This window comes from Sphingobacterium bovistauri, from assembly GCF_020295405.1.
GTDB classification, from domain to species: domain Bacteria; phylum Bacteroidota; class Bacteroidia; order Sphingobacteriales; family Sphingobacteriaceae; genus Sphingobacterium; species Sphingobacterium bovistauri.
In genome coordinates this window covers 15,305-38,250 of the sequence record NZ_JADEYP010000038.1, presented here as the reverse complement: position 1 = coordinate 38,250, position 22,946 = coordinate 15,305, and the positions used below count along the sequence as shown (strand labels likewise).

The 22,946-nt window shown below is 36.3% G+C and carries 22 protein-coding genes; 6 read left to right on the top strand and 16 right to left on the bottom strand.

Going from position 1 to position 22,946, the window contains the following annotated elements:
- Nucleotides 1-202: 202 nt before the first annotated feature.
- Complete coding sequence (gene gcvH / locus IPZ78_RS15805; RefSeq protein WP_225554958.1) at nucleotides 203-583, bottom strand: glycine cleavage system protein GcvH; 381 nt, start codon at nucleotides 581-583, stop codon at nucleotides 203-205.
- A gap of 73 nt (nucleotides 584-656) precedes the next feature.
- On the opposite strand from gcvH, the gene IPZ78_RS15800 reads away from it, so the two are divergent.
- Complete coding sequence (locus IPZ78_RS15800) at nucleotides 657-1,853, top strand: anhydro-N-acetylmuramic acid kinase (protein ID WP_225554957.1); 1,197 nt, start codon at nucleotides 657-659, stop codon at nucleotides 1,851-1,853.
- Between the two features lie 20 nt (nucleotides 1,854-1,873).
- Here IPZ78_RS15800 and IPZ78_RS15795 read toward each other — a convergent pair whose 3' ends face one another.
- The 11 genes from IPZ78_RS15795 to gcvP form a co-directional block, all read right to left on the bottom strand.
- Nucleotides 1,874-2,536, bottom strand: coding sequence for a DUF2461 domain-containing protein (locus tag IPZ78_RS15795; protein WP_225554956.1), 663 nt, complete (start codon nucleotides 2,534-2,536; stop codon nucleotides 1,874-1,876).
- A 1-nt stretch (nucleotide 2,537) separates the two neighbouring features.
- The gene (locus IPZ78_RS15790) at nucleotides 2,538-3,338 is read right to left on the bottom strand and encodes a phosphatidate cytidylyltransferase (protein ID WP_225554955.1); all 801 of its coding nucleotides are present in this window, start codon (nucleotides 3,336-3,338) and stop codon (nucleotides 2,538-2,540) included.
- Nucleotides 3,328-3,552 carry a putative signal transducing protein gene (locus IPZ78_RS15785; RefSeq protein WP_225554954.1) on the bottom strand — a complete coding sequence of 75 codons (225 nt, stop codon included), beginning with the start codon at nucleotides 3,550-3,552 and terminating at the stop codon, nucleotides 3,328-3,330. Before IPZ78_RS15785 ends, IPZ78_RS15790 begins: the two co-directional genes overlap by 11 nt.
- Nucleotides 3,533-4,462: a CPBP family intramembrane glutamic endopeptidase gene (locus IPZ78_RS15780; RefSeq protein WP_225554953.1), complete on the bottom strand. Its 930-nt coding sequence runs from the start codon at nucleotides 4,460-4,462 to the stop codon at nucleotides 3,533-3,535. The genes IPZ78_RS15785 and IPZ78_RS15780 overlap by 20 nt, the downstream gene beginning before the upstream one ends.
- A 63-nt stretch (nucleotides 4,463-4,525) precedes the next feature.
- Nucleotides 4,526-7,807: a S41 family peptidase gene (locus tag IPZ78_RS15775; RefSeq protein WP_225554952.1), complete on the bottom strand. Its 3,282-nt coding sequence runs from the start codon at nucleotides 7,805-7,807 to the stop codon at nucleotides 4,526-4,528.
- A gap of 140 nt (nucleotides 7,808-7,947) precedes the next feature.
- Nucleotides 7,948-8,682 carry a zinc ribbon domain-containing protein gene (locus tag IPZ78_RS15770; protein ID WP_225554951.1) on the bottom strand — a complete coding sequence of 245 codons (735 nt, stop codon included), beginning with the start codon at nucleotides 8,680-8,682 and terminating at the stop codon, nucleotides 7,948-7,950.
- Complete coding sequence (locus IPZ78_RS15765) at nucleotides 8,682-9,779, bottom strand: Nif3-like dinuclear metal center hexameric protein (RefSeq protein ID WP_225554950.1); 1,098 nt, start codon at nucleotides 9,777-9,779, stop codon at nucleotides 8,682-8,684. Before IPZ78_RS15765 ends, IPZ78_RS15770 begins: the two co-directional genes overlap by 1 nt.
- 1 nt (nucleotide 9,780) lies before the next feature.
- A complete protein-coding gene (locus IPZ78_RS15760; RefSeq protein ID WP_225554949.1) occupies nucleotides 9,781-10,278 on the bottom strand; it encodes a hypothetical protein in 498 nt (165 codons plus the stop codon).
- 285 nt (nucleotides 10,279-10,563) lie between these two features.
- Nucleotides 10,564-11,274, bottom strand: a complete 711-nt coding sequence (locus tag IPZ78_RS15755; RefSeq protein WP_225554948.1) for an SAM-dependent methyltransferase — start codon at nucleotides 11,272-11,274, stop codon at nucleotides 10,564-10,566.
- Between the two features lie 46 nt (nucleotides 11,275-11,320).
- Nucleotides 11,321-12,331 (bottom strand): PorP/SprF family type IX secretion system membrane protein, encoded by a 1,011-nt coding sequence (locus IPZ78_RS15750; RefSeq protein ID WP_225554947.1) that lies wholly within the window; start codon nucleotides 12,329-12,331, stop codon nucleotides 11,321-11,323.
- 103 nt (nucleotides 12,332-12,434) lie between these two features.
- Complete coding sequence (gene gcvP / locus IPZ78_RS15745; protein WP_225554946.1) at nucleotides 12,435-15,299, bottom strand: aminomethyl-transferring glycine dehydrogenase; 2,865 nt, start codon at nucleotides 15,297-15,299, stop codon at nucleotides 12,435-12,437.
- A 318-nt stretch (nucleotides 15,300-15,617) separates the two neighbouring features.
- On the opposite strand from gcvP, the gene IPZ78_RS15740 reads away from it, so the two are divergent.
- From IPZ78_RS15740 to IPZ78_RS15730, 3 genes are all read left to right on the top strand, one after another.
- Complete coding sequence (locus IPZ78_RS15740) at nucleotides 15,618-16,532, top strand: dimethylarginine dimethylaminohydrolase family protein (protein ID WP_225554945.1); 915 nt, start codon at nucleotides 15,618-15,620, stop codon at nucleotides 16,530-16,532.
- On the top strand, nucleotides 16,532-17,452 hold the full coding sequence (gene ctlX / locus IPZ78_RS15735; RefSeq protein WP_225554944.1) for a citrulline utilization hydrolase CtlX: 921 nt from the start codon (nucleotides 16,532-16,534) through the stop codon (nucleotides 17,450-17,452). Before IPZ78_RS15740 ends, ctlX begins: the two co-directional genes overlap by 1 nt.
- A gap of 95 nt (nucleotides 17,453-17,547) precedes the next feature.
- Nucleotides 17,548-18,483 carry a hypothetical protein gene (locus IPZ78_RS15730; protein WP_225554943.1) on the top strand — a complete coding sequence of 312 codons (936 nt, stop codon included), beginning with the start codon at nucleotides 17,548-17,550 and terminating at the stop codon, nucleotides 18,481-18,483.
- A gap of 55 nt (nucleotides 18,484-18,538) precedes the next feature.
- Here the strand turns inward: IPZ78_RS15730 and IPZ78_RS15725 are convergent, their stop codons facing one another.
- Together IPZ78_RS15725 and IPZ78_RS15720 are read right to left on the bottom strand one after the other, a co-directional pair.
- On the bottom strand, nucleotides 18,539-19,003 hold the full coding sequence (locus IPZ78_RS15725) for a hypothetical protein (RefSeq protein WP_225554942.1): 465 nt from the start codon (nucleotides 19,001-19,003) through the stop codon (nucleotides 18,539-18,541).
- 65 nt (nucleotides 19,004-19,068) lie between these two features.
- Nucleotides 19,069-19,206 carry a hypothetical protein gene (locus IPZ78_RS15720; RefSeq protein WP_225554960.1) on the bottom strand — a complete coding sequence of 46 codons (138 nt, stop codon included), beginning with the start codon at nucleotides 19,204-19,206 and terminating at the stop codon, nucleotides 19,069-19,071.
- On the opposite strand from IPZ78_RS15720, the gene IPZ78_RS17400 reads away from it, so the two are divergent.
- Both IPZ78_RS17400 and IPZ78_RS15710 read left to right on the top strand, forming a co-directional pair.
- Complete coding sequence (locus tag IPZ78_RS17400) at nucleotides 19,205-19,462, top strand: ribosomal maturation YjgA family protein (RefSeq protein WP_394371254.1); 258 nt, start codon at nucleotides 19,205-19,207, stop codon at nucleotides 19,460-19,462. The two genes, IPZ78_RS15720 and IPZ78_RS17400, sit on opposite strands and share 2 nt — an antisense overlap.
- 58 nt (nucleotides 19,463-19,520) lie before the next feature.
- Entirely contained in the window at nucleotides 19,521-19,859 is a 339-nt protein-coding gene (locus IPZ78_RS15710) for a hypothetical protein (RefSeq protein ID WP_225554941.1), read from the top strand.
- A gap of 16 nt (nucleotides 19,860-19,875) precedes the next feature.
- On the opposite strand, the gene bshC is transcribed toward IPZ78_RS15710, so the two are convergent.
- Together bshC and IPZ78_RS15700 are read right to left on the bottom strand one after the other, a co-directional pair.
- On the bottom strand, nucleotides 19,876-21,465 hold the full coding sequence (bshC, locus tag IPZ78_RS15705) for a bacillithiol biosynthesis cysteine-adding enzyme BshC (RefSeq protein ID WP_225554940.1): 1,590 nt from the start codon (nucleotides 21,463-21,465) through the stop codon (nucleotides 19,876-19,878).
- A 153-nt stretch (nucleotides 21,466-21,618) separates the two neighbouring features.
- Entirely contained in the window at nucleotides 21,619-22,932 is a 1,314-nt protein-coding gene (locus IPZ78_RS15700) for a nicotinamide mononucleotide adenylyltransferase (protein WP_225554939.1), read from the bottom strand.
- Nucleotides 22,933-22,946: the final 14 nt, after the last annotated feature.

Sequence of the window (22,946 nt, the reverse complement as noted above, 5' to 3'; positions counted from 1 at the left end):
TCAATAAACTTTCGGAAACCTTATATTCCTTGCTAATACCTAATATTGATTCTGACGATTTAGTGTACAAATCAATACAAGTCTTCTTAAATGATAATGTGTGTTTTACTTTTCTATCCATAAAAAATGCCCCCAGAAAGTGTCTAACTTTTTGGGGGCAGTGCATGATTGCTCCTTTTTTATTATATAGTCTATTAGAAGACTAAGCGTTAACTTCTGATTTGTATTCGTCAGCTGACAATAATCCATCAAGATCAGCTACATTAGCCAATTTAACACGGATAATCCAACCTTCACCATATGGATCAGAGTTTACTAATTCAGGTGATGCGTCGATAGCCTCGTTAATTTCCAATACGGTCGAAGTTGTTGGCATAAATAAATCTGAAACAGTTTTTACCGCTTCGATTGTTCCGAAAACTTCATTAGCAGCTACTTCTTCACCAACAGTGTTGATATCCACAAATACAATGTCACCCAACTCACGTTGTGCAAAGTCAGTAATACCAATTACGGCCTCATCGCCTTCCACACGAATCCATTCATGATCCTTTGTGTATTTTAATTCTGCTGGAAAATTCATTTTATAATCGTTTTTTTTCAAAAATATCATTATCATTTGACAATAGCAAAAAGGAATATCTTAATTTTAGCGTATGAATAGTCAAATAGCGAAACTCTACGAAATCGGAAAAAAGAACAATCGATTGATATTAGGCCTAATGTCAGGAACATCCTTAGATGGGTTAGATATCGCTTTATGCAAAATATCGAACAGTGGTATAGAAACAAAATTAGAGCTTCTTAAATTTGACACGTTAGATTATGATGATGAATTTCGCATCTACATACGTAGGATATTTGCAAAAAAAGACATCAGTCAGCAAGACCTTAGTGGTATAAATGCTTATGTAGGCATTATACATGCTAATCTTATTAACACTGCATTGAGAAAATGGGAGATCACAGCAAATGACATTGATTTGATTGCTAGTCATGGGCAGACGGTCTATCACGCACCACAGATTCTCACGAAAGACTATACATTACCAAACAGCACCCTACAGATTGGCGATGGCGATCATATTGCTGTAAACACAGGGATTATCACCATTTCTGATTTTAGACAAAAACATATAGCTGCGGGTGGTGAAGGGGCTCCTTTGGCTGCATATGGCGATTATCTACTCTTCACAGACCGCACGCAGCATCGTATTTTATTAAATATCGGCGGCATTTCAAACTTTACTTTTCTACCAAACAGTAGTACAGAATTAAAATCTTTTGCAACAGACTTGGGACCTGGCAACACTATCATGAATCAATACATGAAAAAATATTTTGATGTGGAGATGGACATAGATGCTTTAGTAGCCCAAAAGGGCAATGTTCATCAAGGGTTATTAATAGCGCTTTTAGAAGAAGAATTCTTAAGTCACAACTTTCCAAAAACAACCGGTCCAGAGCTCTTTAATTTAGCCTATTTAGAAGATAAACAAAGAGCAAGCAATAGCCTTAATTTATCTAAAGAAGACGTCATGGCTACATTAAATGCCTTTTCAGCTGAAGCAATAGTTGCTGGTATACTAAAAGTAAGCTCTAATCTAGAAAATGTTGGCATCTATGTAAGTGGTGGTGGATTACACAATCCTTTACTTATGCAAAACATCCAAAAAGGGCTTCCAAATATGCTTGTGACTTCAATAGATGAAATAGGTGTGAATCCTGACGCTAAGGAGGCTTGCTTATTCGCTATACTAGCCAATGAAACAGTCGCCGGTTCACCCGACAACGTCAACAGCATAAAAGACTCCCCTGCAGTATGTATGGGAAAGATTTGTTTACCGAATTAACGTAAGCTTTATTTAGATGCCTATTCGGCAATTGCATCATGCAAGAAGTTCTTAAAATTCAAACTACGTTGAAACACTTGTACCATATCCTCCAGTGCAAATGGCTTAAGAACTTCTTTATCTTCCAAAGGCTTGAAAATAATAAAGCTCTTTAATTTCAAAAATTCGATAGCATCATTTTCTTCTGTATAGCCAGTCGGGGGACGAACTAGTTTATCGTCTTGAGATAGATCTTCCGATGTCCAATTCCCCGAATTTAGCACATCTTCAAAAGCCTCCAAGTTATAATCTATTTCCTGACGAATATTATCTAGGTGTTCTTTTTTTGGCCTCCAGTACCCCACGGCGATAAATGAATTTCCTGGACCGACATGCATATAATATTCTGGACCATCTAATTTTCGCCCATCTAGTGATATCCCGGCCGCAAACCAAGTTTTATAAGGTGATTTGTCTTTTGAAAACCTAACATCTCTATAAATACGAAACATACATTTCTTCGCTTTTATAGATGATTCAATATGCGGATCGAAAGTAGATAATTTATTAATTAACTCTTGAATAAAGGCCTCTACATTAGCTCTTGCTAATTCATACTCATCTTTATGTGCATTAAACCATTCTCTATTGTTATTTTCTTCAAGAGATTTCAAAAATTTGAATGTCGAAGCTGCTATATTCATTCTATTGTAACATTAATAAAAATAAAAAAACTAAGGGAGCAGCTATTAAGAGACCGTCGAAACGATCCAACAAACCACCATGCCCTGGAAGGATGTTGCCAGAATCTTTAACACCAAGGCTGCGCTTCAACATAGATTCTACTAAATCACCCAATGTGCCGAAGACACCAATGATGGCCGCCATCGTCACCCACTCCCATTTTTGTAGTGATCCAAAATACTGCTCTAGATTTAATGCAATCAACATCGCAAATAGTACGCCACCGACAAAACCTTCCCATGTTTTATTTGGAGAGATACGCTCAAACAACTTGTGTTTACCAAAGCTTCTTCCCGAAAGATAAGCTCCAGTATCATTAGCCCAGAGAATGATCAGAAAACCTAATGGAATATAATGATTGAATGACCCTGAAATAAATCCTAATGCTACGAAAAATAAAAAAGGAATACATGCGTAAATAATTCCTAAGATAGTGTATGCTATATCATTAAATGGAAGTTTACTTTTTTGATATAAACTGGCAATAAATATAAATGAAAAGAAAGGTATAAATACCCAAACATATTTAAATGGTATTACACCGACAAAATGCAAACTAACAAGAACAGCTAACACGATGGCTGTTAGCATTCCCAAAATTACATTAGGCTTGTTGTCCTCAGACTTGGCAATTCCATAGAATTCATATAAAGCGCCGATACCTACTAAACTAAAAAATATAGTAAATACGACCTCCCCCAGTAGTAAAGCACCTATTAATACAATAATAAAAAAAAGCCCCGTAATCGCTCTAGTTAGCATCCTCTTCCTCCGTAAATGTTGAACTATCAATCAATACATTTGTAATCGCCTCATCCTTTTCGTTTACATACAGCTCAATTTTTCCAAAAAGATAAGAAGAGTCCTGTTTATTAAGTAAAACCACAGCAATATCATTCTCCTCCAACATTTGTTTAACAATTTCAGCCTCTAACGGCTTTGTATATGTTCTGACTTTAATCCAGTCCTTCTCCATTATTATTGATTGATTTCGACTTTTTATAAAATATGACTGCAATTAGGGCTGTCAAAATGAAACTACCAAGATACACAAATATTGAATAGCTATCATAAGATTGCAAATCTTCAAATGTCTTTCCCTGTGTTGTATAATAATAGGCAAGTATTGTCACCGACGCATTATTTACAAAATGTCCTAATATAGGAACCCAAATATTATTTGTCCAATACAACATATAGCCGAAGAATGCACCTAATAAAACCCGAGGTACAAATCCAAAAAACTGCACATGAATAGCACTAAATATTATAGCAGTAACCCAAATCGTCACATGCATATTATTAAAAATACGCTGGAAAATATTCATCAATGATCCTCTGAAGTAATATTCCTCTGCTACAGCAGGAAATACGGCTAAAACAATCAAATTCATGAATAGCAAAGTCATATGGTCAACCATTACGATTTTTTTGATCAAATCATTCGAAGCGTCTTCTTGTATTCGCATCCAATTTTCAATCCCCTTCAGACTTTCAGGGAAAGTCATATTAGCATTCCATTCGCCAATTAAAGCCATCAAAGGAGCAAATGCTATTAAAAATGCTATTGCGAGAATATAGAAATTATACGGAACCGTTTTAGTTAGAAAATAATCATTATATGGCTCCCTCTTTTGTAATACAACAGAAGGTAAATAAAATGTTCCAAAAGTTCCTATCGCCAATAATGCGTACATGAAAAAGCGTGAACCTCCTAGAATTGTATTATCATCGGCAGATGAGAGAAACTGCTGTGTATTAGAATTCGTCAACTCCCCAATCATCAAGGCTAACAACTGAAGCCCTATACTAAATGCAAAGGTATAACAAATCAACAGCAATAATGATTGCCAAGGGGACCGCTGTTTTTCCAAAAAATCGTTCATTGGATAAAGTTATATATTATTTACGAATGAAAAAGGGACTTTTCAGTCCCTTCTTCTATCTAATTAATTTACACGGATTGGATCCGCAGGTTTTTTAAGTACTTTGTAAGGATATGTCTTCATTTCCTCCAATAATAATTGAACTGTTCTTTCCAATTGAGGATCTCGGCCTTCCAATAAATCTTTAGGCATTTGCTCTACAAAAACATCAGGAGCTACACCTTCGTTTTCAATGATATAATTACCCTTTAAATTGAATACTCCAAAATTAGGAGCAGTGATACTTCCTCCATCTAATAATGGTGGATAGCCAGAAATACCTACAAGGATTCCCATTGTAGTACGACCTACTAATTTACCAAGTCCCTTAAAACGAAACATATAAGGCATCATATCCCCTCCTGATCCTGCATTCTCATTAATGATCATCGCTTTAGGACCATAAATACCATTTCCTGGGGTTGTAAACGAGCGACCATCACGAATTCCCCATCCTGCGATTAACTCACGAGATAATAGATCAATAACATAATCCGCTACCGAACCACCACCATTGTTGCGTTCATCAAGTAATAAGGCTTTCTTATCCATCTGAGAGAAATAATAACGATTGAAGTTTGTATACCCCTCTCTTCCCGTATTTGGCATATATACATACGCAATCTGACCATTACTCAGTTCATCAACTTTTTTACGATTTGATTCGATTAGATCTGTTTGGCGTAACTCAATCTCTTGTGAGAATGTAATTGGTTTTACGATCACCTCACGTCCTCCATTTAATGAAGGCTTGCTGTTAATATTTAACACAACTTGTTTGTCTACCTTATTTTCTAACAACTTGTAAAGATTTACATCTTCTGTTAATTTAACACCATTTACCGCAACGATATACTCACCCTCTTCAATGTTTAATCCAGGTACCGCCAAAGGCGCTTTGAAGGTTGGATTCCATTCCAGTGTAGAAAATATTTTGTTGATTTTATAAACGCCATTTACATATTCTAAATCTGCTCCTAAAGTACCTGTACTTACAGAAGGACTCGACGGTTGATCTCCTGGATAAATGTACGCGTGACCTACGACAAGTTCACCCATCATTTCATTCAGTAAATAACCTAAATCAGAACGGTGATTAACATACGGAACAAATTTTTCATACTTCTTTTTCACAGCATCCCAATCCGCTCCATGCATATTTTCTGCATAGAAAAACTCCTTTTGCATAACCCATACCTCATTGAAAACTTGTTTCCACTCTGCAACTGGATTTACTTCGATTTGAATATTTTCTATATTGACTTTACCAGAATTGGGAGCTGGCTTTTGACCAGCATTAGCAATAAAATAATCACGTCCTGATTGATAGAGCATCTTCTTTCCATCTGCGCTAACCACAAATCCTCTAGCATTCTCAACTAAAACTTTATCTTCCGCTTTCTGTAAGTCAAAAGCACCTATCACTCCACCACGGCTGTACATTAACATGTTTTCGACTTGACCATTCAAAGAATAATATCCAGCCTGCAATGGTAACGAAATTATACGTCTGTCGATGTTCTCAAAATCTACAATAAGCTTTTTTTCCTCAGGTTTTGAAGCTGCTGATTCCTTTTTATCTGTAGACTTTTTATCATCCTTCTTATCCTCTTTCTTAGGTTCCTCTTTCTTCTCTTCTTTTACCGTTTCTTCATCACTTTCGGTCTTGAAAATTGTAGGTGTTTTTTTTGAAAGAATAAATGCGTAAACATTAAACGAAGGATTACGGTCGTAAGCAGACATGTGTAACCCTGAGTTTGAAAGTCCAACATCCGTACTTGCCGTAAAGAACAAATACTTACCATCTCTACTAAATGTAGGTTGGCTAACATAAGACATTCCATCTGTAATATGTTGAGATACTTTGGTCGTCAAGTTATACATGAATATAGCAGTTACGCCATTATTTAACGTTTTAACGTATGATATCCAATCCGAATCAAATGACCAACTTGGAGAAAAAGAATTACGTGTACGTCCAGTTGTTGAAGCCAATTTATCAGAATCTACCATAACAACCTTCTTGGTAGTCACATCTACATAATATAAATTTAAATGAACATCTGAATAAAACAGTTTTTTGCTATCAGGAGACCATACTGGTTGCAAATAGAACAATTCCTTCCCCAAATCAATATATGTTGGCTCTTCTTGCGCTTTCTGATCACGAACCACCAACTGGTATTTACCATTTGCATCCGATAAATAAGAGATCCATTTTCCATTTGGAGACCAAGCTGGATATTTCTCATGACTACCTACTGCGCTAGAGATATTACGTGCCTCACCATTTTCTTTCGGTACAGATATAATTTCACCTCTTGACTGAAACAGCACGCGTTGTCCTGTTGGAGAAATATTAACCTCACGAATATCATTACGAATTTGCTCATAACGCGTACGTTTGTACAGCGGGTCAGCAGCAATAGCAATCTTTAATGTGCTTATTTTTTTATTGTTTGCATCTAGTATATGAATTCTACCTGCTTGCTCATAAACTAATTCAGAGCCTCTTCCCTGAAGTGTACGAACATCATAATCTTTATAATTCGTAAGTTTATCTACTTTTTTGGTCTTCGTATCATAACTAAATATGTTGACTGTCTTATCACGATCCGATAAGAAATACACTTTACTGCCTAACCAAATTGGTTTAACATCATTGCATCTTTCTCCAGGAATAGCCTCTACATTTTTAGTTTCGGTATCAAAAAGCCAAATTGACGCCATACCACCACCACGATAACGTTTAAATGCAACACGATCTCGTTCTGTAGGATCCGAATTTTTAATGTATGCCCAATACCTTCCATCTGGCGAAGGGGAGCCTTGATAAGCTTCAGGCATCATCAATGGTACATCTACTTGACTATTTGTACTCGTCTTATACAATCTTGAGCTCAATGCATACTGAAATTCTCTAGTCGTAGTGAAATACAATTCATTATTATTCAACCAGCCTCTAACAACATCAGCAGAAGGATGATATGTAACTCTTTTGGGCTCTCCACCATATACTGGAATTGTATATACATCATTATTACCATCGTAATTTCCACTAAAAGCAATTTGTTTGCCATCTGGTGAGAAGATAGGGTTTATCTCTACACCTGGATTAGTAGTTAATCTTTTGGGGTGACTGCCATTCTTTTCAGCAACCCACACATCTCCTCCATAAACAAAGGTAAGGTGTGTATCACTAATACTCGGACTACGTAATAATAGAGTCTCCTCTTGAGCTTGAGAGAATAATGGACTAGCAATGCAAAGTGCTGCACCTAAAGCCATTGATAATTTATTTAACATATGCTGTCAATATATGGTTGTATTTTAAATCAAATATAAATATTAATAACACAAGGGAAAATACTATATCTAAGATGTTGCAAAACGCAAAAAAGGGTAGAATCAATAGATCTACCCTTTTTACTTATATCAAATAAATATTAATCTTCAGAAGCAAGTTCTTCGTCTACCAAAACACGACCACAGTGCTCACAGATAATCAATTTTTTACGTTGACGAATCTCTGATTGCAATTGAGGTGGTATCTTATTGTGACAACCAGAACAACTATCACGCTCGATAAAAACAACAGCTAATCCATTGCGGTATGAGCCACGAAGTTTATTATAAACTTTCAAAAGACGCTCTTCATTTTTCTGAGAAGCAACTTCCGCTCTTTCTAATAAAACTTCCTCTTCTTTTTGTGTTTCTGAAGCAATAGTTTCTAACTCTTTTTGCTTGATTTCTAACTCACCTTTAGCGTAATCTAAGTTACCTTGAGCTTTCTCGTATCCTTCAGATTTGTTTTTGATTTCAAACTCAGCCTCTTTAATACGTTTCTCACATACTTGAATTTCTAAGCCTTGAATTTCAATTTCTTTTGAAATAGCGTCATACTCACGATTGTTTTTTACTTCATTCAATTGACCTTCGTATTTCTTGATCGCTGCTTGCGCATCTTTGATCATGTTTTTACGTTTTACAATTGAATCCTCTAAATCATCTAAGTCAACTCTGATTTTTTCAAGTCGAGTTTCCAACCCAGCGATTTCATCCTCTAAGTCAGCTACTTCGATAGGAAGCTCACCACGTACTTGGCGAATCTTATCTATTTTGGTGTGGATCGATTGCAACGACCACAATGCCTTTAATTTTTGTTCTACCGTTTGTTCCATTAAATGTAGTATTTTATGGGATTTGTGTCTATTTCCGTCAATAGGACAGCAAAGTTAACAAATTTTTTCCGAATTATTTCTAATAATAATTCTTGTGTAAATTGTTCTGATTCATAGTGTCCAATATCAGCGATTATGATATCATCCTCTGCATCAAAAAACTCATGATATTTGTAATCTGCAGTAATGAAAATATCAGCTCCTGAGCGCTTAGCTTCATTTAATAAGAAACCACCAGAGCCTCCACAGACAGCCACTCTGTTTATTTTTTTGTCAGAAAACTTAGTATGCCGAATTACATTTAAATTTAGTTTTTCCTTCAGATATGCCATAAATGCTGAAGCCTCAATCGGAACTTCCAAATTGCCGATAGCCCCCGAGCCCACATATTGCAATTTGTTATCAATGGTAATTGCGTGATAAGCGACCTCTTCATATGGATGAGCAGCCAACATACTAACCACAATTTGTCGTTCAAGTTGAGATGGAAAAATAACTTCAATCTTTGTTTCTTCAACACGTTCTTGAGTCCCCATTTCACCAATAGCCGGATTCGCTCCTTCTAAGGGCCTAAAAGTGCCATATCCTGAGGTATTATAGCTGCATTGATCATAACTACCTATACTTCCTGCTCCTGCATCAAACAACGCTTGACGAACGTCCTCAACATTCGCACGTGGAACATACACAACAAGCTTTTTCAGTAGCTCTGATTTTGGACTTAAAATCGCATGGTTAACCAATTCTAATTTATCCGCAATTTTAGAACTTACACCACCTAGCACATTATCCAAGTTCGTATGGATAGCGTATAATGCAATATTGTTTTTAATCGCCTTAATGACTGTGCGCTCTACATAATTTTTGCTATTAAACTTCTTTAACCCTTTGAAAACAATCGGGTGGTGAGATATAATGATATCACAACCTTTGGCTATAGCCTCATCGACGATTTCTTCTGTACAATCAAGGGAGATTAATGCCTTAGAGACCTCATCATTTGGATGCCCTACGATCAATCCAGAATTATCATAAGACTCTTGATATGCAAGAGGTGCAATAGTCTCTAAATACGAAGTGATTTCTTTTATTTTCATACTATTCAATTTCCTCCTTATCCATTGATGATTGAACATTAGCACCATCATCAGTAGATGAGCTTTCTAGCAGCCTTTTATATGATATGATCTTTCTCCAATACAAAACAATGCCAACTATATATGTAAATGATGCAATATAACCGATTAATGGAAGTGGAAGGTTTCCAACTAAAAAGCTCCATGCAAATATGTTGCCCTCATTCTGTGTTGGATTTTCGTCTATCGCTACTTTACGATCATAAAATTCATTATTTAATGAGTCTCTAAGATTTCTGACTACAATAAAATTCCAGAAAATATTTAATAGAGGGACTGCCAACAAAAAAGCCTGATTAGGCGGTAACAACCGATTTTCCTTTTTTATAAGAAGTAGTACCTTGCGAATAGTATACCCTAATAACAACCATATAATAATCTGTATAACAACAATTGCAACCAGCCAAGGTAAATACGGTATTAGCTTTTGAAACTCCGGATCATTCAATAATTCATTCATTACTTATCTTCTAATAATATAGATTCTAACTTGTTTAAGTTATTAATTTGTGTATTAAGAGAGGCATCCAATTCTACTATTTTAGTGTTACTTTCCTTTGCCTTCACAGGCAAAATAAGTCACATTTCTTTACCTCCCTTACTTGTCTCCTAATGTAAAAACATTAGTAATGAGCAACTTTTGATCAATGGCATAAGTGCTGCCAAATTAGCTATTCAAAAAGCATAATAACACAGTCCTTAATCACAAAAATAGCAATATCTCATCTTTTAAAAGTACGAATACTTACGCAAACAATAAAAAAATAGCGGGTATCTTATGCAAATCAATTGTCGTATTTTGCCACTCAGATATGCGCTTTGTTAATACCATTTCATCTGGTGAAGTCAAATTTGCAGCAATACACAACTTGGTTGACGGCTTAGCTATACGCAAAAGTTCGCTAAGCATCTGATTGTTACGAAAAGGCGTTTCTATAAAAATTTGAGTTACTTTATCACGAGTGCTCTGATTTTCTAAATCTTTTATTTTTTTCGAACGTTCGCCCTTATCAATAGGCAAATAGCCCTGAAAAGAGAATTTCTGACCGTTAAAACCTGAACCCATTAATGCTAATAAAATAGAACTAGGCCCTACCATTGGCACCACTTGAATACCCCTTCGATGCGCTTCCGCTACAATATCCGAACCAGGATCAGCCACAGCAGGACAGCCTGCTTCAGACATCAATCCCAAGTCCTTTCCCTTCATTACATTTGCAAAAACCTGATTATAATCCATTTTCTCACGTGTATGCTTACCATAATCGTGAATTATCAATTGACTTTGAGGTATGGATAAACCAGCGGCTTTTAGGAATTTACGCGCAGTCTTCTCATTCTCCACCACATATTCATCGATCTTATTAATAATATCTTGATGCACCAATGTATAAGATATACGCTCTGCGCCTTCAGAAAGTGGCACCGGGATCAAAAAAAGTTTGCCTTTTTGCATATACAAACCTATAAAGAAAAGTCGAGATAATAAGTTTTATAGTCCTTTAAAAATACTTTGCCGAAGGGAATCTATTCATTGATTTTCCTAATGATACACCTATTGATATTTCATGTGTACCATTATTCATTCCCGCAATTTTATTCAAACTGTGTTCGAATGAATAACCTATACGTAATTTTGAACTTGTATATAATTGTGCTAACAAACCAATAGATTTATAAGCAGTAAACTTGGACAATGGTAAGTCATCATACTCTCTATCAAAGATCTTAGAACGAGAACGAAACGCTAATCCTACCCAAAATTTTTCATCAAAAATCCCCATTGCATTGACATCCACCGCTGTAGGCCCGATTAAATCATCTTTGACTAACAAACTTGGTCTAAAGATGAACCCCTCAGACATAGGAATTGCTCCGCCTAACATAATATACGCATGCGTATTTCGATAAAGTCCTTCTAAAGAATTTTGGTTATACACAAAATCTTCTCTGCTATCCGATTTAGAAAATAAATCATGAACAGACAAGCCCAGATACCAATTGGGATGATAATAAAATGCACCTAATCGTATATCTGGCCGCCATGTCGTAATCATCCCCCTAGGGATATAAGGATCATTTTCGTCAATATATACCAAATCATTGCCATCAAGACTATATTGCGTAACTCCTCCAGCTATACCCAAACTTAATCGCTGTGTGTCGTCCTCATCTATTTGTAAGCGCAATGCATAACTTCCAAACAATGATGTAGCAGATTGCACCCCTATTTTGTCATAAGCTATCTGCAAACCTGCAGCATGTCGTTTCCAAATAGGATCAATAATACCATCTATCGAAGCATAACCAGATGTTGGCGCACCGCGAAATTTTGACCATTGCGATCTGATCCCCATTTGGGCATACCACATTTCTTTATAACCTACATAAGCTGGATTGATATGCGCTCCATTAAAGGCGTGCTGCGCAAAAGGTATATATTGCTGCGCATACGTAGAAAACGGTATTACCAGTAAAAACTTAATAAGTATAAGGATACAGCAATATCTCATAAAAATGGAAAATAATTGGATAGTTTTAACTTAAAGATAGGATTTAAAAACAAAAAGGCTTGCAAAATTTTTGCAAGCCTTTTGTTTATTTAAAGAACGTAATTTACGCGTATTCTTCTATTGAAGGACAAGAACAGATTAACATTCTATCACCCTGCGAATCGTTCACACGACCTACTGAAGGCCAGAATTTAGCTATTTTCAAGTAAGGAAGTGGGTAAGCCGCAGTCTGACGCGAATATGGTCTATTCCATTCGTCACCCGATACTACCGCAGCAGTATGAGGGGCATTTTTCAATACGTTATTCTCTTTGTCTACTTCACCAGCTTCTACCGCAGCGATTTCTTGACGAATAGCGATTAACGCATCACAGAAACGATCCAATTCTGGTTTAGACTCTGACTCCGTAGGCTCTACCATCAATGTCCCTGCTACAGGGAAAGATACTGTTGGCGCATGGAAACCGTAGTCCATCAAACGCTTAGCAATATCTGCAACTTCTACACCTGCATTCTTGAATCCACGACAATCTAAGATCATCTCGTGGGCACAACGACCATTAGCTCCAGCGTATAATACAGGATAATGATCTTCTAAACGCGCCTTAATGTAATTCGCATTTAAGATTGCTATTTTCGTAGCATCTGTAAGCCCCTTAGCACCCATCATAGCGATATAGGCATGAGAGATCAACAAAATAGACGCCGAACCAAATGGAGCTGCTGAAACAGCTGTAATGCCGTCTGTGCCTGAAACCTCCACGACCTTGTGATTTGGTAAGAAAGGCACCAAGTGTGCCGCCACACCGATAGGCCCCATACCTGGACCTCCTCCACCGTGAGGAATACAGAATGTTTTGTGCAAGTTCAAGTGACATACGTCAGCACCGATGAAACCTGGGCTAGTAAGACCAACCTGTGCATTCATGTTCGCACCATCCATATATACCTGACCACCATTTTCGTGGATAATATTACAAATTTCGATAATTGTCTCTTCGAATACACCGTGTGTAGATGGGTAAGTTACCATCAAAGAATTTAAGTTGGCTGCATGCTCAATAGCCTTAGCTCTCAAATCCTCTACATCAATATTTCCTTTATCATCTGTTTTCACAACTACGACTTTCAAACCAGCCATAGAAGCTGAAGCAGGGTTAGTACCGTGCGCAGAAGCAGGAATCAGACAGATATCACGGTGCCCTTCACCACGACTTTTGTGGTAAGCATCAATTACCATCAAACCAGCGTACTCACCTTGAGCGCCTGAGTTTGGTTGGAATGACATTTTTGCAAAACCAGTAATCTCTGATAACCAATCATTCAACTCATTGATCAACAACATATATCCTGAAGTCTGATCAACTGGAGCAAAAGGATGTAAACCACCAAAACGAGCCCAAGTAACAGGAACCATCTCCGTAGTTGCATTCAATTTCATCGTACACGATCCCAATGGAATCATCGAGTGACATAATGACAAATCTTTAGCTTCTAAAGATTTGATATAACGCAACATCTCGTGCTCTGAATGATAAGAATTAAAGATTGGGTGCGACAAATACGCTGACGTACGAGCCAATTCTGAAGGAATTGATGTACCTAGTTCATTTGCTAATTCTTCCAAATCTACAATATCCTGCGCTTTAGCCTTAACTTTAGCAAACACTTTAACGATAGTCTCAATATCTTGGAAAGTAGTCGTCTCATCAATTGAAACACCTACTGTACCTTCATTATAATAGAAATTCAATTCATTATTCAACGCTTCTGATTTCAATCCATCCACCTCTTTACCAACGTTGAAACGTAGCGTATCGAAATACGTTTTGTTTGTTTGCTCGTAACCCAAAGCTTGAATAGCTTTGTCTGCTAGTTTTGCCAAATCATTAATACGGCTTGCAATATTTTTGATACCTTTTGGACCATGATACACGGCATAGAATGATGCCATAATTGCTAACAATGCTTGTGCTGTACAAATATTTGATGAAGCTTTATCACGACGGATATGTTGCTCACGAGTCTGTAACGCCATACGCAACGCATATTCACCATTTGAATCTGAAGTCACACCTATAATACGACCAGGAATATTACGCTTGTAAGCATCTCTAGTAGCAAAGAAAGCAGCATGAGGACCACCAAAACCCATTGGTACACCAAAACGTTGGGAGTTACCTACGACAACATCAGCACCCCATTCGCCTGGAGGCGTCAACAATGCTAAAGACATTAAATCTGCAGCCACACAAACTGTAATATTTTTCGCGTGTGCTGACTCAGCAATTTTTTTATAATCAGCAACAGTACCATCGGCAGCAGGGTATTGTACAAATACAGCAAATACATCTTCTGTCAAATTAACCTCTGTTACTTCCGCAACGCGTAATTCAACACCAAAAGGTGTAGCACGTGTTACCAATACATCTAAAGTCTGTGGGAAAATATTCGGAGATACTAAAAACACATTCGCATTTTTACTTTTGCGTGCCGAATACAACATAAACATTGCTTCTGCAGCAGCTGTAGCCTCATCTAATAATGAAGCATTAGCTATTTCTAATCCCGTAAAATCAGAAACAACAGTTTGGAAATTTAATAAGGCTTGTAAACGTCCTTGCGCTATTTCAGCTTGATAAGGCGTATATTGCGTATACCATCCTGGATTTTCAAATACATTACGCTGAATTACTCCTGGAAGAACCACATCGTAATACCCCTGTCCGATATAAGACTTGAACACTTTATTCTTCTCAGCGATTTGAGCTACCTTGTCCAAATATGCGACTTCGCTTAGTGCATTTGGAAGATTCATAGCCTTTCTTCGGATTTGAGCAGGAACTGTTTGTTCGATTAACCCATCTAAAGAAGCAACACCCAAAAAATTCAACATTTCTTCGGTTTGTTCAGTACTTGGACCGTTATGACGGTCCTGAAATTTTTCGTTGTAATGTACGTTACTCATTTGCTTTATAATTGCAAGAACACTTATGTATTAACACTTTGACAAACAATTTCTTTCTTCGCAAGAAAGCCTAAAGTTTGGATGCGCAAAGATACGCAATTTTGAATACTTTTTGAACGATATAGCCCTTCCAAAAATTTTTATTGCCATGCAAACGATTGTTCGATTTTATTATTAAAAAACCACCTAAAACAAGTTAAATTTCAAAAATATTTACCACATATCACTTTAATCTATAAAAAATTCAAAAGTTACTATAAGTCAAATTATTAACTATCATTTTGGTAATTTTGGATCATTTATAAACAACCTAATTATATGCTGCAACTACAAGTTAAAAATGAGACTTCTCTATTAAAAACTGTTATATTAGGACGGGCCGATAGCAATGGTCCCACCCCGCTAGCGGATGAGGCATATGACCCGAAATCTTTGGAACAAATCAAGGCAGGAACCTACCCAAAAGAAGAAGATATGATTGTAGAAATGTCTGCCTTTGAATCGGTATTGAAAAAGTATGAGGTGAATGTGATTCGTCCTAGACTAATCCCTCAGTTAAATCAGATCTTTACACGCGATATTGGTTTTGTTATCGAAGATAAATTCATCAAGTCAAACATTTTACCAGATCGAGCAGAAGAATGGAATGCAATTGATTTTGTAATTGACGAAATTCCAACTAACAAATTTATAACACCTCCAGAAGAAGTTCATATAGAAGGTGGTGATGTTATAGTCTGGAACGATTATATTTTTATTGGAACCTACTATGGATCTGACTATTCAGCAATCAACACCGCACGAACAAATCGACATGGTGTTGAATTTATAAAAGAATTGTTCCCCAATAAAATAGTATTAGATTTTGACCTAATCAAATCAACGACTAATCCACGAGCAAATGCGCTGCATTTGGATTGTTGTTTTCAGCCCATAGGACTAGACAAAGGGATTGTTTTTGAAGGTGGTTTTCGTAATCCAAATGACTATCACCGCATCGTGGAGATATTTGGAAAAAACAACCTTTATCATATTGATGCAGATGGCATGTATGATATGAATTCCAACTTGTTTTCTATTTCCCCAAGTGTGATTGTTTCAGAACAACGTTTTCTCAAATTGAATCAATGGCTAGAGAACCATGATTTTATAGTAGAAAGAATCCCTTACCATGAAATTGGCAAACAGGAAGGTCTTTTACGTTGTTCCACTTTACCCCTAATCCGCGAATAATGGCTCAATCAACAAATTGCATATTAATGGTGCGACCTGCTTCATTTCGCTCCAATGAAGAAACGGCTGTAAACAACTATTTTCAAGATACAGACGCTGTAGACAAAAACACAAATTTCTTAGCTCAAGCTGAATTTGATAACGCTGTCAAAACATTACAACTTGAAGGTGTACAAGTTATCGTATTGGAAGACTCTGGCAAATATGATACGCCCGACAGCATATTTCCGAATAACATAATCTCCTTCCATGGAGATAAGGCGATTCTGTATCCGATGTTTGCGCATAATAGACAGAGAGAAATTTTCCTTAATCACCTCGGGGTATTGGAAAAAAATGATATACATTTCAAAACCCTAAAAGATTATAGTATTTATACCGAGCAAGAAATTTATTTGGAAGGAACGGGTGTACTCATATTAGATCGGGAGAATAAAATCGCGTATTGCTCTATCTCCGAACGGGCTAATCAAGAATTGTTGTCTATTTTTTGCGAAGACAATCAGTATAAACCCGTTGTTTTTCACGCAACTCAAAATCTAGGAGAGGAAAGGCTCCCTATTTATCACACTAATGTGATGATGGCGTTAGGAACAAATTTTTCTGTCATTTGCCTAGATACTATTCAAGATAATGAAGAGAAACAAACTGTAATAGAATCTTTAACCTCGACCAACAAAACAATTATTCCAATATCTGAACATCAGATGAATCACTTTTGTGGCAACATCTTAGAGTTAAAAGATAAGGACAGAAACATAATAATTGTCATGAGTGAACAAGCACACAAAGCCTTTTCCGATGAACAAATAGATCAATTAGAAAATTTCGGTAGAATCGTGCAAATACCTCTTTACACCATAGAGAAGTATGGTGGCGGCTCCATGCGGTGCATGATAGCAGAGGTTTTCCACCAATAGAAACTTATAATTTTTAAATCGGGGGTAACAAAAATTCTAATCTGCTGATATAATATTAAAGAATAGAATTTAAAACCTTTTAATTTTTAAAAATTATGAAAAAGCTAATACAATTATTCGGAATAGGATCATTAATATTTAGTACTGCAGCATGCTCAAATGATACATTAACAGAGCCAACCTTCACGCCAGATGGCACCGCTCTAAAGAATTTATACGCAAATAACCTTGCTGCTATAACCCAACACGACACTTTCGATGCTAGCCAAACATTTACTTTCACTTCGGCTAAAGGTGTAAAAGTTGTTATACAAGGTTCGTGTCTAAAAAAGCAAAATGGTGCCCCTGTAACCGGTGAAGTTGACTTCTCTTATGTAGAAATATTTGATAGGGGCACTATGCTCGCGACAAATAAACCTACCGTTGGCATACAAAATGGTGAACCAAAATTATTGACATCTGGGGGCGAATTTTTGGTTAAAGTCTCACAAAACAATGAAGAATTGCAAACATCATGCGGATATTCAATTCACGCACCTACATCCCTAACCGGTGGAACCGATCCTGAAATGGAAGCCTTTGCTGGAGCTATTGATAACGATGGCAATCTAACTTGGGAAAGTATTACACAGAATACAGAAATGTGGACAGGGTTTAATCAATCTGTGAATGCGGATGCATATAATGTTATTTTTAATGCCTTCGATTGGTTCAACTACGACAAGTTCTTAAATCTAGGACAAGGGTTTACAAGTGTTACATTCGTAACACCAGCAGGATTTAACAACAGTAATAGTTCTGTATTTATGGCAACTAAAACTCGACCAAATTCTTTGGCTTTTGCCAGCACTAAAATGCCAATTGGAAGTGAAGTATACTATATTTTAGTAGCAGAATTCAATAACGGATTTAAATACGCAGTGAAACCCGTAAGCACAATTACACCAAATCAAACTATTACATTCACCTATGCTGAACTTCAAAATGGAACCATTCAGCAAGTAATAGATGGGATAAATGACCTACCATAATCAGGTAGAAAATTATAAACTCAGACCTCCTTTTAGAATCATCTAACAGGAGGTTTTATTCCCTTAAAAAACTCTCTAATACCGAAAGAAGCTCTTGTTGGTCTTTCTTTGTTTCCAAAGTTTCTGAATCATTGTATGTTTTTCCAATTCTGTTTTCATATTTCTTTCCATTTTCAGTTAAAATAATATTAAAATCAGTGCCGTCTGCACATGTAAAACACTCTGATATAGAAATTTCTTTAAAATTTACCTTGCGCAATAATTCTCTCAATCTATCGAATTTCATACTATCCGTAACAAATAGCCCCTCTAGCCCTCCTTTTTCTTTGGCACAATTACCTTTTTTTAATTTTTCTACTTTGGTCTGCTCCTCTGTAATTACAATATGATAGTCTTGCGCGCACCATCCACTATAGACGTATGTTTCCACCATGAAATTAGTATTTTCCACAAAAGATAGATTATCTCCCTTTTGACAGCCAAATAAAAGAAATATTGTGATTATTGACAGAGTTCTCATAATTTACATTGTTAATACAAATTAAACGATAAAAAGACGATTTCGCTACGCGTAATTTTTTTAATTCACCATACAGTCACTGAAATGTATCCATTTAAATCAATATATATTCTATCATTCTTTGGCACAATTGTTCTAGGTTTACTTTCACGAAGAATAGATTGGATACCAATAATTACTGGCGATGCATTGTATGCAGTCATGATATATTGGTTTTTTAGGTTTATATTCACGACCAAGAAAAGCTATTACGCACTAATTTTCTCTGTCCTATTTTGCTTTGGAATAGAATTTCTTCAATTGCTTCAACATCCTATACTCATTGAATGGCGAAACAATCCCATGCTAAGGCTTGTATTGGGACAAGGCTTTCTCTGGACAGATTTGATTGCTTATTGCCTAGGAAGTCTTATAGCCTTTTTTATTGATAGAAAAATTATTAACCGTTATTTCAAATAAGAAATAAACCATGTAGCAGTTTCAAAGGTCATACTGTTATATTTTAACTTTAATATTTATGAGAACACTAACCACCATTATCATTCTAGCTTTCACAATTTTCCTTTCTAGCTGTGGGTTATTAAGAGAAACCGATTTTTCGTTAATACAAATTGGGATGACTACAGCGGAAGTCAAACAAAACATAGGAACTCCTGCTCGTGTAGTCGCTGCAAAACGCTATGACGATGGGATATTAGAAATTTACGAATACCCAAGATTAAAAGCACAACCGGATACAATGTTGAATTGGCTATTATTTATAGATAATAGACTAGAAGAGTGGGGACCAAAAGAGCAATATCTTCCATCTGAATACGATAGATATTACCATAAATATAGAAAAAATAGAAGATAGCCCAAGCTGTCTTCTATTAATACAATATCGTAAATTTAAACTCTAAGGGGTTGAAATGCCTAATCAACTCCTTGATTAAATCGTCTCCGTATTTCACATACAAGACTGCAAAATTCTCTGAGCGCTCTTGCAATCCTCCATTAGGAAATAATTTCTCTTTAACACGTTCTATCTGCGTCAAAGCCTCCTCATGGTTCTGTTTATCAGCTTTCAATAATTTCTTTTCAAGATTATCAATTGCCTTTTTCAATCGTGCTTGAACAGCTTCAGTACTTGGTGCTAAACTAGCATCTATTTTGTGTGCACGAAGTTTTATTTTTCCAAAAATCGCATTAAACTCCATCCATTCGTCACGAAGATTCAATCGATGTGTGGTGTGTCTTCGTACATACTCATTTTGCAATGCCGTAGTGGATTTAAAGATGGATTTAAAGGTCAAATCAAGACGATAAATTTTACTCGCCACCGCATCATCTGTAATCATCGCCGAATTGCGTGGAATAAGAATTGGATATGGAACACCAAATTGATCAAAATTCGACTTGAATTGCAACCAGTATACTATTTCAGCACCACCACCTATATATGCCAAATTGGGTAAAATCACTTCTTGATAAAGTGGGCGCATAACAACATTCGGACTAAACCGTTCAGGTGTAGACGCTATTGCTTCTTTCAATTCATCTTCCGTAAAAAATATGTTTTGATGCAGAACTTCATATCGCCCATCCTCATTCTTCACGATGCGCTCGCGGTATTCCTCTGTCAGGTAAAAGAAATTACATTCCCGTGCATGCACTTGCGTAGAAAATCCTTTATTTTCTAATTCAGTAGTGGTTTGAGATATTGCTTTAAAACTTTTTTCTTCTATTATATCGTGTTGAATTATTGCTGCAAAAATATGCTTCAATTCTCTTCGATCTGCATCTACAATTACAAGTCCATAATCCTTGAACAAAGCATTAGCCAACACACGGGTTGCATCTGCTAGATTTCTACCTTTTAAATATGCATCCTCTACTATCTGGGCTAATTTGGAAGAATTATCAGATAAGCCGAGCATACCAATATATTGACGCACCACATCTTGCATGGAGTTCGTATCCATTTTCCCAGTACCCGAAATACCCGGCACATCCCAAACAATCTTCTTACCATACACGCGTGTATTATTGATTTCTTCAAAATCATGGTCTTCCGAAGCCATCCAATAAACAGGGACAAAATTCTTATCTGGAAATTTTTCTTTTAAATCTTTAGCTAAACGAATAGCACAGGCTATTTTGAAAATAAAATAAAGCGGACCTGTAAAAATGTTTAATTGATGTCCTGTAGTAACGGTAAAGGTGTTTTCTTCAGCTAATAATTTAACGTGCTTTGCAACTTCTGGAGCATCTTTTAATAAATCACCATACTGACTTTTGAGAGAAGAAACTAGAACCTCACGATGCGCAAAATTTGATTTTAATTTTAATTGATCTTCAAAACCCTCAAAAGTAGGGCTGTTCCCATAAAATGGTTTCAAATTCTCTTCCCCAGCCAAATAAGCTATTAATGTTTTTGAAAAACTATTGGTGTCTTTATAATCTATATAGGTCGCTTTCATCCAAAAGATTTATTTTCTCGACAAATGTATACTAATTGAGTATACAATTTACAGAAAAATACAATTAGCAATGAATTATAGCGAAGATTTGACAAAATAATACCCGAAACTTCAACAAAATTTCGGGTATTAAAAATACTATCTTAAAATAAACTAGACCGTCTTCACGTACTTCTCATCGTAATTTTCAATATCAATAATATACTGATTTTGAATTAAGAAATCATAAAGAGGTTTTGCTTCTTCTGAAACTTTTAAGTTCTTCGTTGTGATAATCTGATTTTCTTTCTTATTCAAATACGGATAAGCGTACAATTTCACGTTTTTACTAAACATACCTGAGATATAAGAAAGTAACTCGTTTGTGTAATTTTCTTTGCTGTAATTATCCGAATTGAAAATATTGCGCAAGTTAGACACGTTTGTTGCAATACCGACATTATTAGGCTTAAAGTTCTTAAAAAATTCAGCTAAATGATTGTTACGTCTAAAGTTAGACACCAAAATATTGTTTCCTGTTGCACATAACTCTTCTGCCCTATCTGCAAAATATTGCAAGTCCTCTATAGTCAGATCCGAATCTTCGTCTAAAACATTCCCCATCAACACCTCGATCAATACAACTGTGTTTTCAAGATTAGCGCCCGTGTTTTTCTTAAATTGTTCAACCGCCTGATTAAACAAATCAAAGTTTGGCAATGACTTTTGACGATACTTGGTACGTAATACCACTATATCCTTTCTATACAATGTGTCCTTAATTTGTGCTGCTTTGCCATCAGGCTTAAATAGAGCTGCCTTAGAGAAGCCTTTTGCAATCAAATAAAGATTGACTAATCGTTCATTGACATTTTCAAATACAGGTCCATTTACTTTAATTAAATCAATCTCCACAGCCCCTACAGAAAGGTTATCTACCAACGATTCAATCATCACTTGAGGATCATTTGAATAGTAATAAGCCGCAAATACAAGATTTACACCTAAAATTCCTAAAACTTTGGATTGAAGACGGTTATCTGAATCCAACAAACGAACGTGCATAATGATATCGTTCGTCGGCCCGTCTACCTCTGATTGAAATCGGATGCCTAGCCAACCATGAGGCTCATTTGTTTTTGTAAAATTTAATGTAGTAACGGTATCCGCGAAAGCAAAGAATTTTTTATTGTCGTATTTCTCCGTGTGCAATCTTTCAGTAAGAAGAGAAAACTCATGCGCCAACATTTTACGCAGACGAGTACGACTTACGTACCTACCAGACTCTTCTGCACCATATATAGCGTCTGAAAAAGCCATATCATAAGCAGAGATGGTCTTTGCTATGGTTCCTGAAGCTGCGCCTGCTTCGAAAAAATTACGTGCTACTTCCTGTCCCGCGCCTATCTCCGCAAATGTACCGTAGATTGCAGGATCGAGGTTAATTTTTAAAGCCTTGCGCTTTGTCTCGAATATCTCTCTTGCCATGCTGCAAAGATAAA

What these genes read in the sequence shown, in the direction of transcription:
- IPZ78_RS15770 (WP_225554951.1), bottom strand. Translation starts at nt 8,682, where the DNA reads ATGGAACAAACGGTAGAACAAAAATTAAAGGCATTGTGGTCGTTGCAA.
- ctlX (WP_225554944.1), top strand. Translation starts at nt 16,532, where the DNA reads ATGGCTCAATCAACAAATTGCATATTAATGGTGCGACCTGCTTCATTT.
- IPZ78_RS15790 (WP_225554955.1), bottom strand. Translation starts at nt 3,338, where the DNA reads ATGCTAACTAGAGCGATTACGGGGCTTTTTTTTATTATTGTATTAATA.
- IPZ78_RS15740 (WP_225554945.1), top strand. Translation starts at nt 15,618, where the DNA reads ATGCTGCAACTACAAGTTAAAAATGAGACTTCTCTATTAAAAACTGTT.
- IPZ78_RS15775 (WP_225554952.1), bottom strand. Translation starts at nt 7,807, where the DNA reads ATGTTAAATAAATTATCAATGGCTTTAGGTGCAGCACTTTGCATTGCT.
- gcvH (WP_225554958.1), bottom strand. Translation starts at nt 583, where the DNA reads ATGAATTTTCCAGCAGAATTAAAATACACAAAGGATCATGAATGGATT.
- IPZ78_RS15765 (WP_225554950.1), bottom strand. Translation starts at nt 9,779, where the DNA reads ATGAAAATAAAAGAAATCACTTCGTATTTAGAGACTATTGCACCTCTT.
- IPZ78_RS15750 (WP_225554947.1), bottom strand. Translation starts at nt 12,331, where the DNA reads ATGAGATATTGCTGTATCCTTATACTTATTAAGTTTTTACTGGTAATA.
- IPZ78_RS15800 (WP_225554957.1), top strand. Translation starts at nt 657, where the DNA reads ATGAATAGTCAAATAGCGAAACTCTACGAAATCGGAAAAAAGAACAAT.
- IPZ78_RS15720 (WP_225554960.1), bottom strand. Translation starts at nt 19,206, where the DNA reads ATGACTGCATACAATGCATCGCCAGTAATTATTGGTATCCAATCTATT.
- bshC (WP_225554940.1), bottom strand. Translation starts at nt 21,465, where the DNA reads ATGAAAGCGACCTATATAGATTATAAAGACACCAATAGTTTTTCAAAA.
- IPZ78_RS15725 (WP_225554942.1), bottom strand. Translation starts at nt 19,003, where the DNA reads ATGAGAACTCTGTCAATAATCACAATATTTCTTTTATTTGGCTGTCAA.
- IPZ78_RS15785 (WP_225554954.1), bottom strand. Translation starts at nt 3,552, where the DNA reads ATGGAGAAGGACTGGATTAAAGTCAGAACATATACAAAGCCGTTAGAG.
- IPZ78_RS15780 (WP_225554953.1), bottom strand. Translation starts at nt 4,462, where the DNA reads ATGAACGATTTTTTGGAAAAACAGCGGTCCCCTTGGCAATCATTATTG.
- IPZ78_RS15730 (WP_225554943.1), top strand. Translation starts at nt 17,548, where the DNA reads ATGAAAAAGCTAATACAATTATTCGGAATAGGATCATTAATATTTAGT.
- gcvP (WP_225554946.1), bottom strand. Translation starts at nt 15,299, where the DNA reads ATGAGTAACGTACATTACAACGAAAAATTTCAGGACCGTCATAACGGT.
- IPZ78_RS15755 (WP_225554948.1), bottom strand. Translation starts at nt 11,274, where the DNA reads ATGCAAAAAGGCAAACTTTTTTTGATCCCGGTGCCACTTTCTGAAGGC.
- IPZ78_RS15795 (WP_225554956.1), bottom strand. Translation starts at nt 2,536, where the DNA reads ATGAATATAGCAGCTTCGACATTCAAATTTTTGAAATCTCTTGAAGAA.
- IPZ78_RS15710 (WP_225554941.1), top strand. Translation starts at nt 19,521, where the DNA reads ATGAGAACACTAACCACCATTATCATTCTAGCTTTCACAATTTTCCTT.
- IPZ78_RS15700 (WP_225554939.1), bottom strand. Translation starts at nt 22,932, where the DNA reads ATGGCAAGAGAGATATTCGAGACAAAGCGCAAGGCTTTAAAAATTAAC.
- IPZ78_RS17400 (WP_394371254.1), top strand. Translation starts at nt 19,205, where the DNA reads ATGATATATTGGTTTTTTAGGTTTATATTCACGACCAAGAAAAGCTAT.
- IPZ78_RS15760 (WP_225554949.1), bottom strand. Translation starts at nt 10,278, where the DNA reads ATGAATGAATTATTGAATGATCCGGAGTTTCAAAAGCTAATACCGTAT.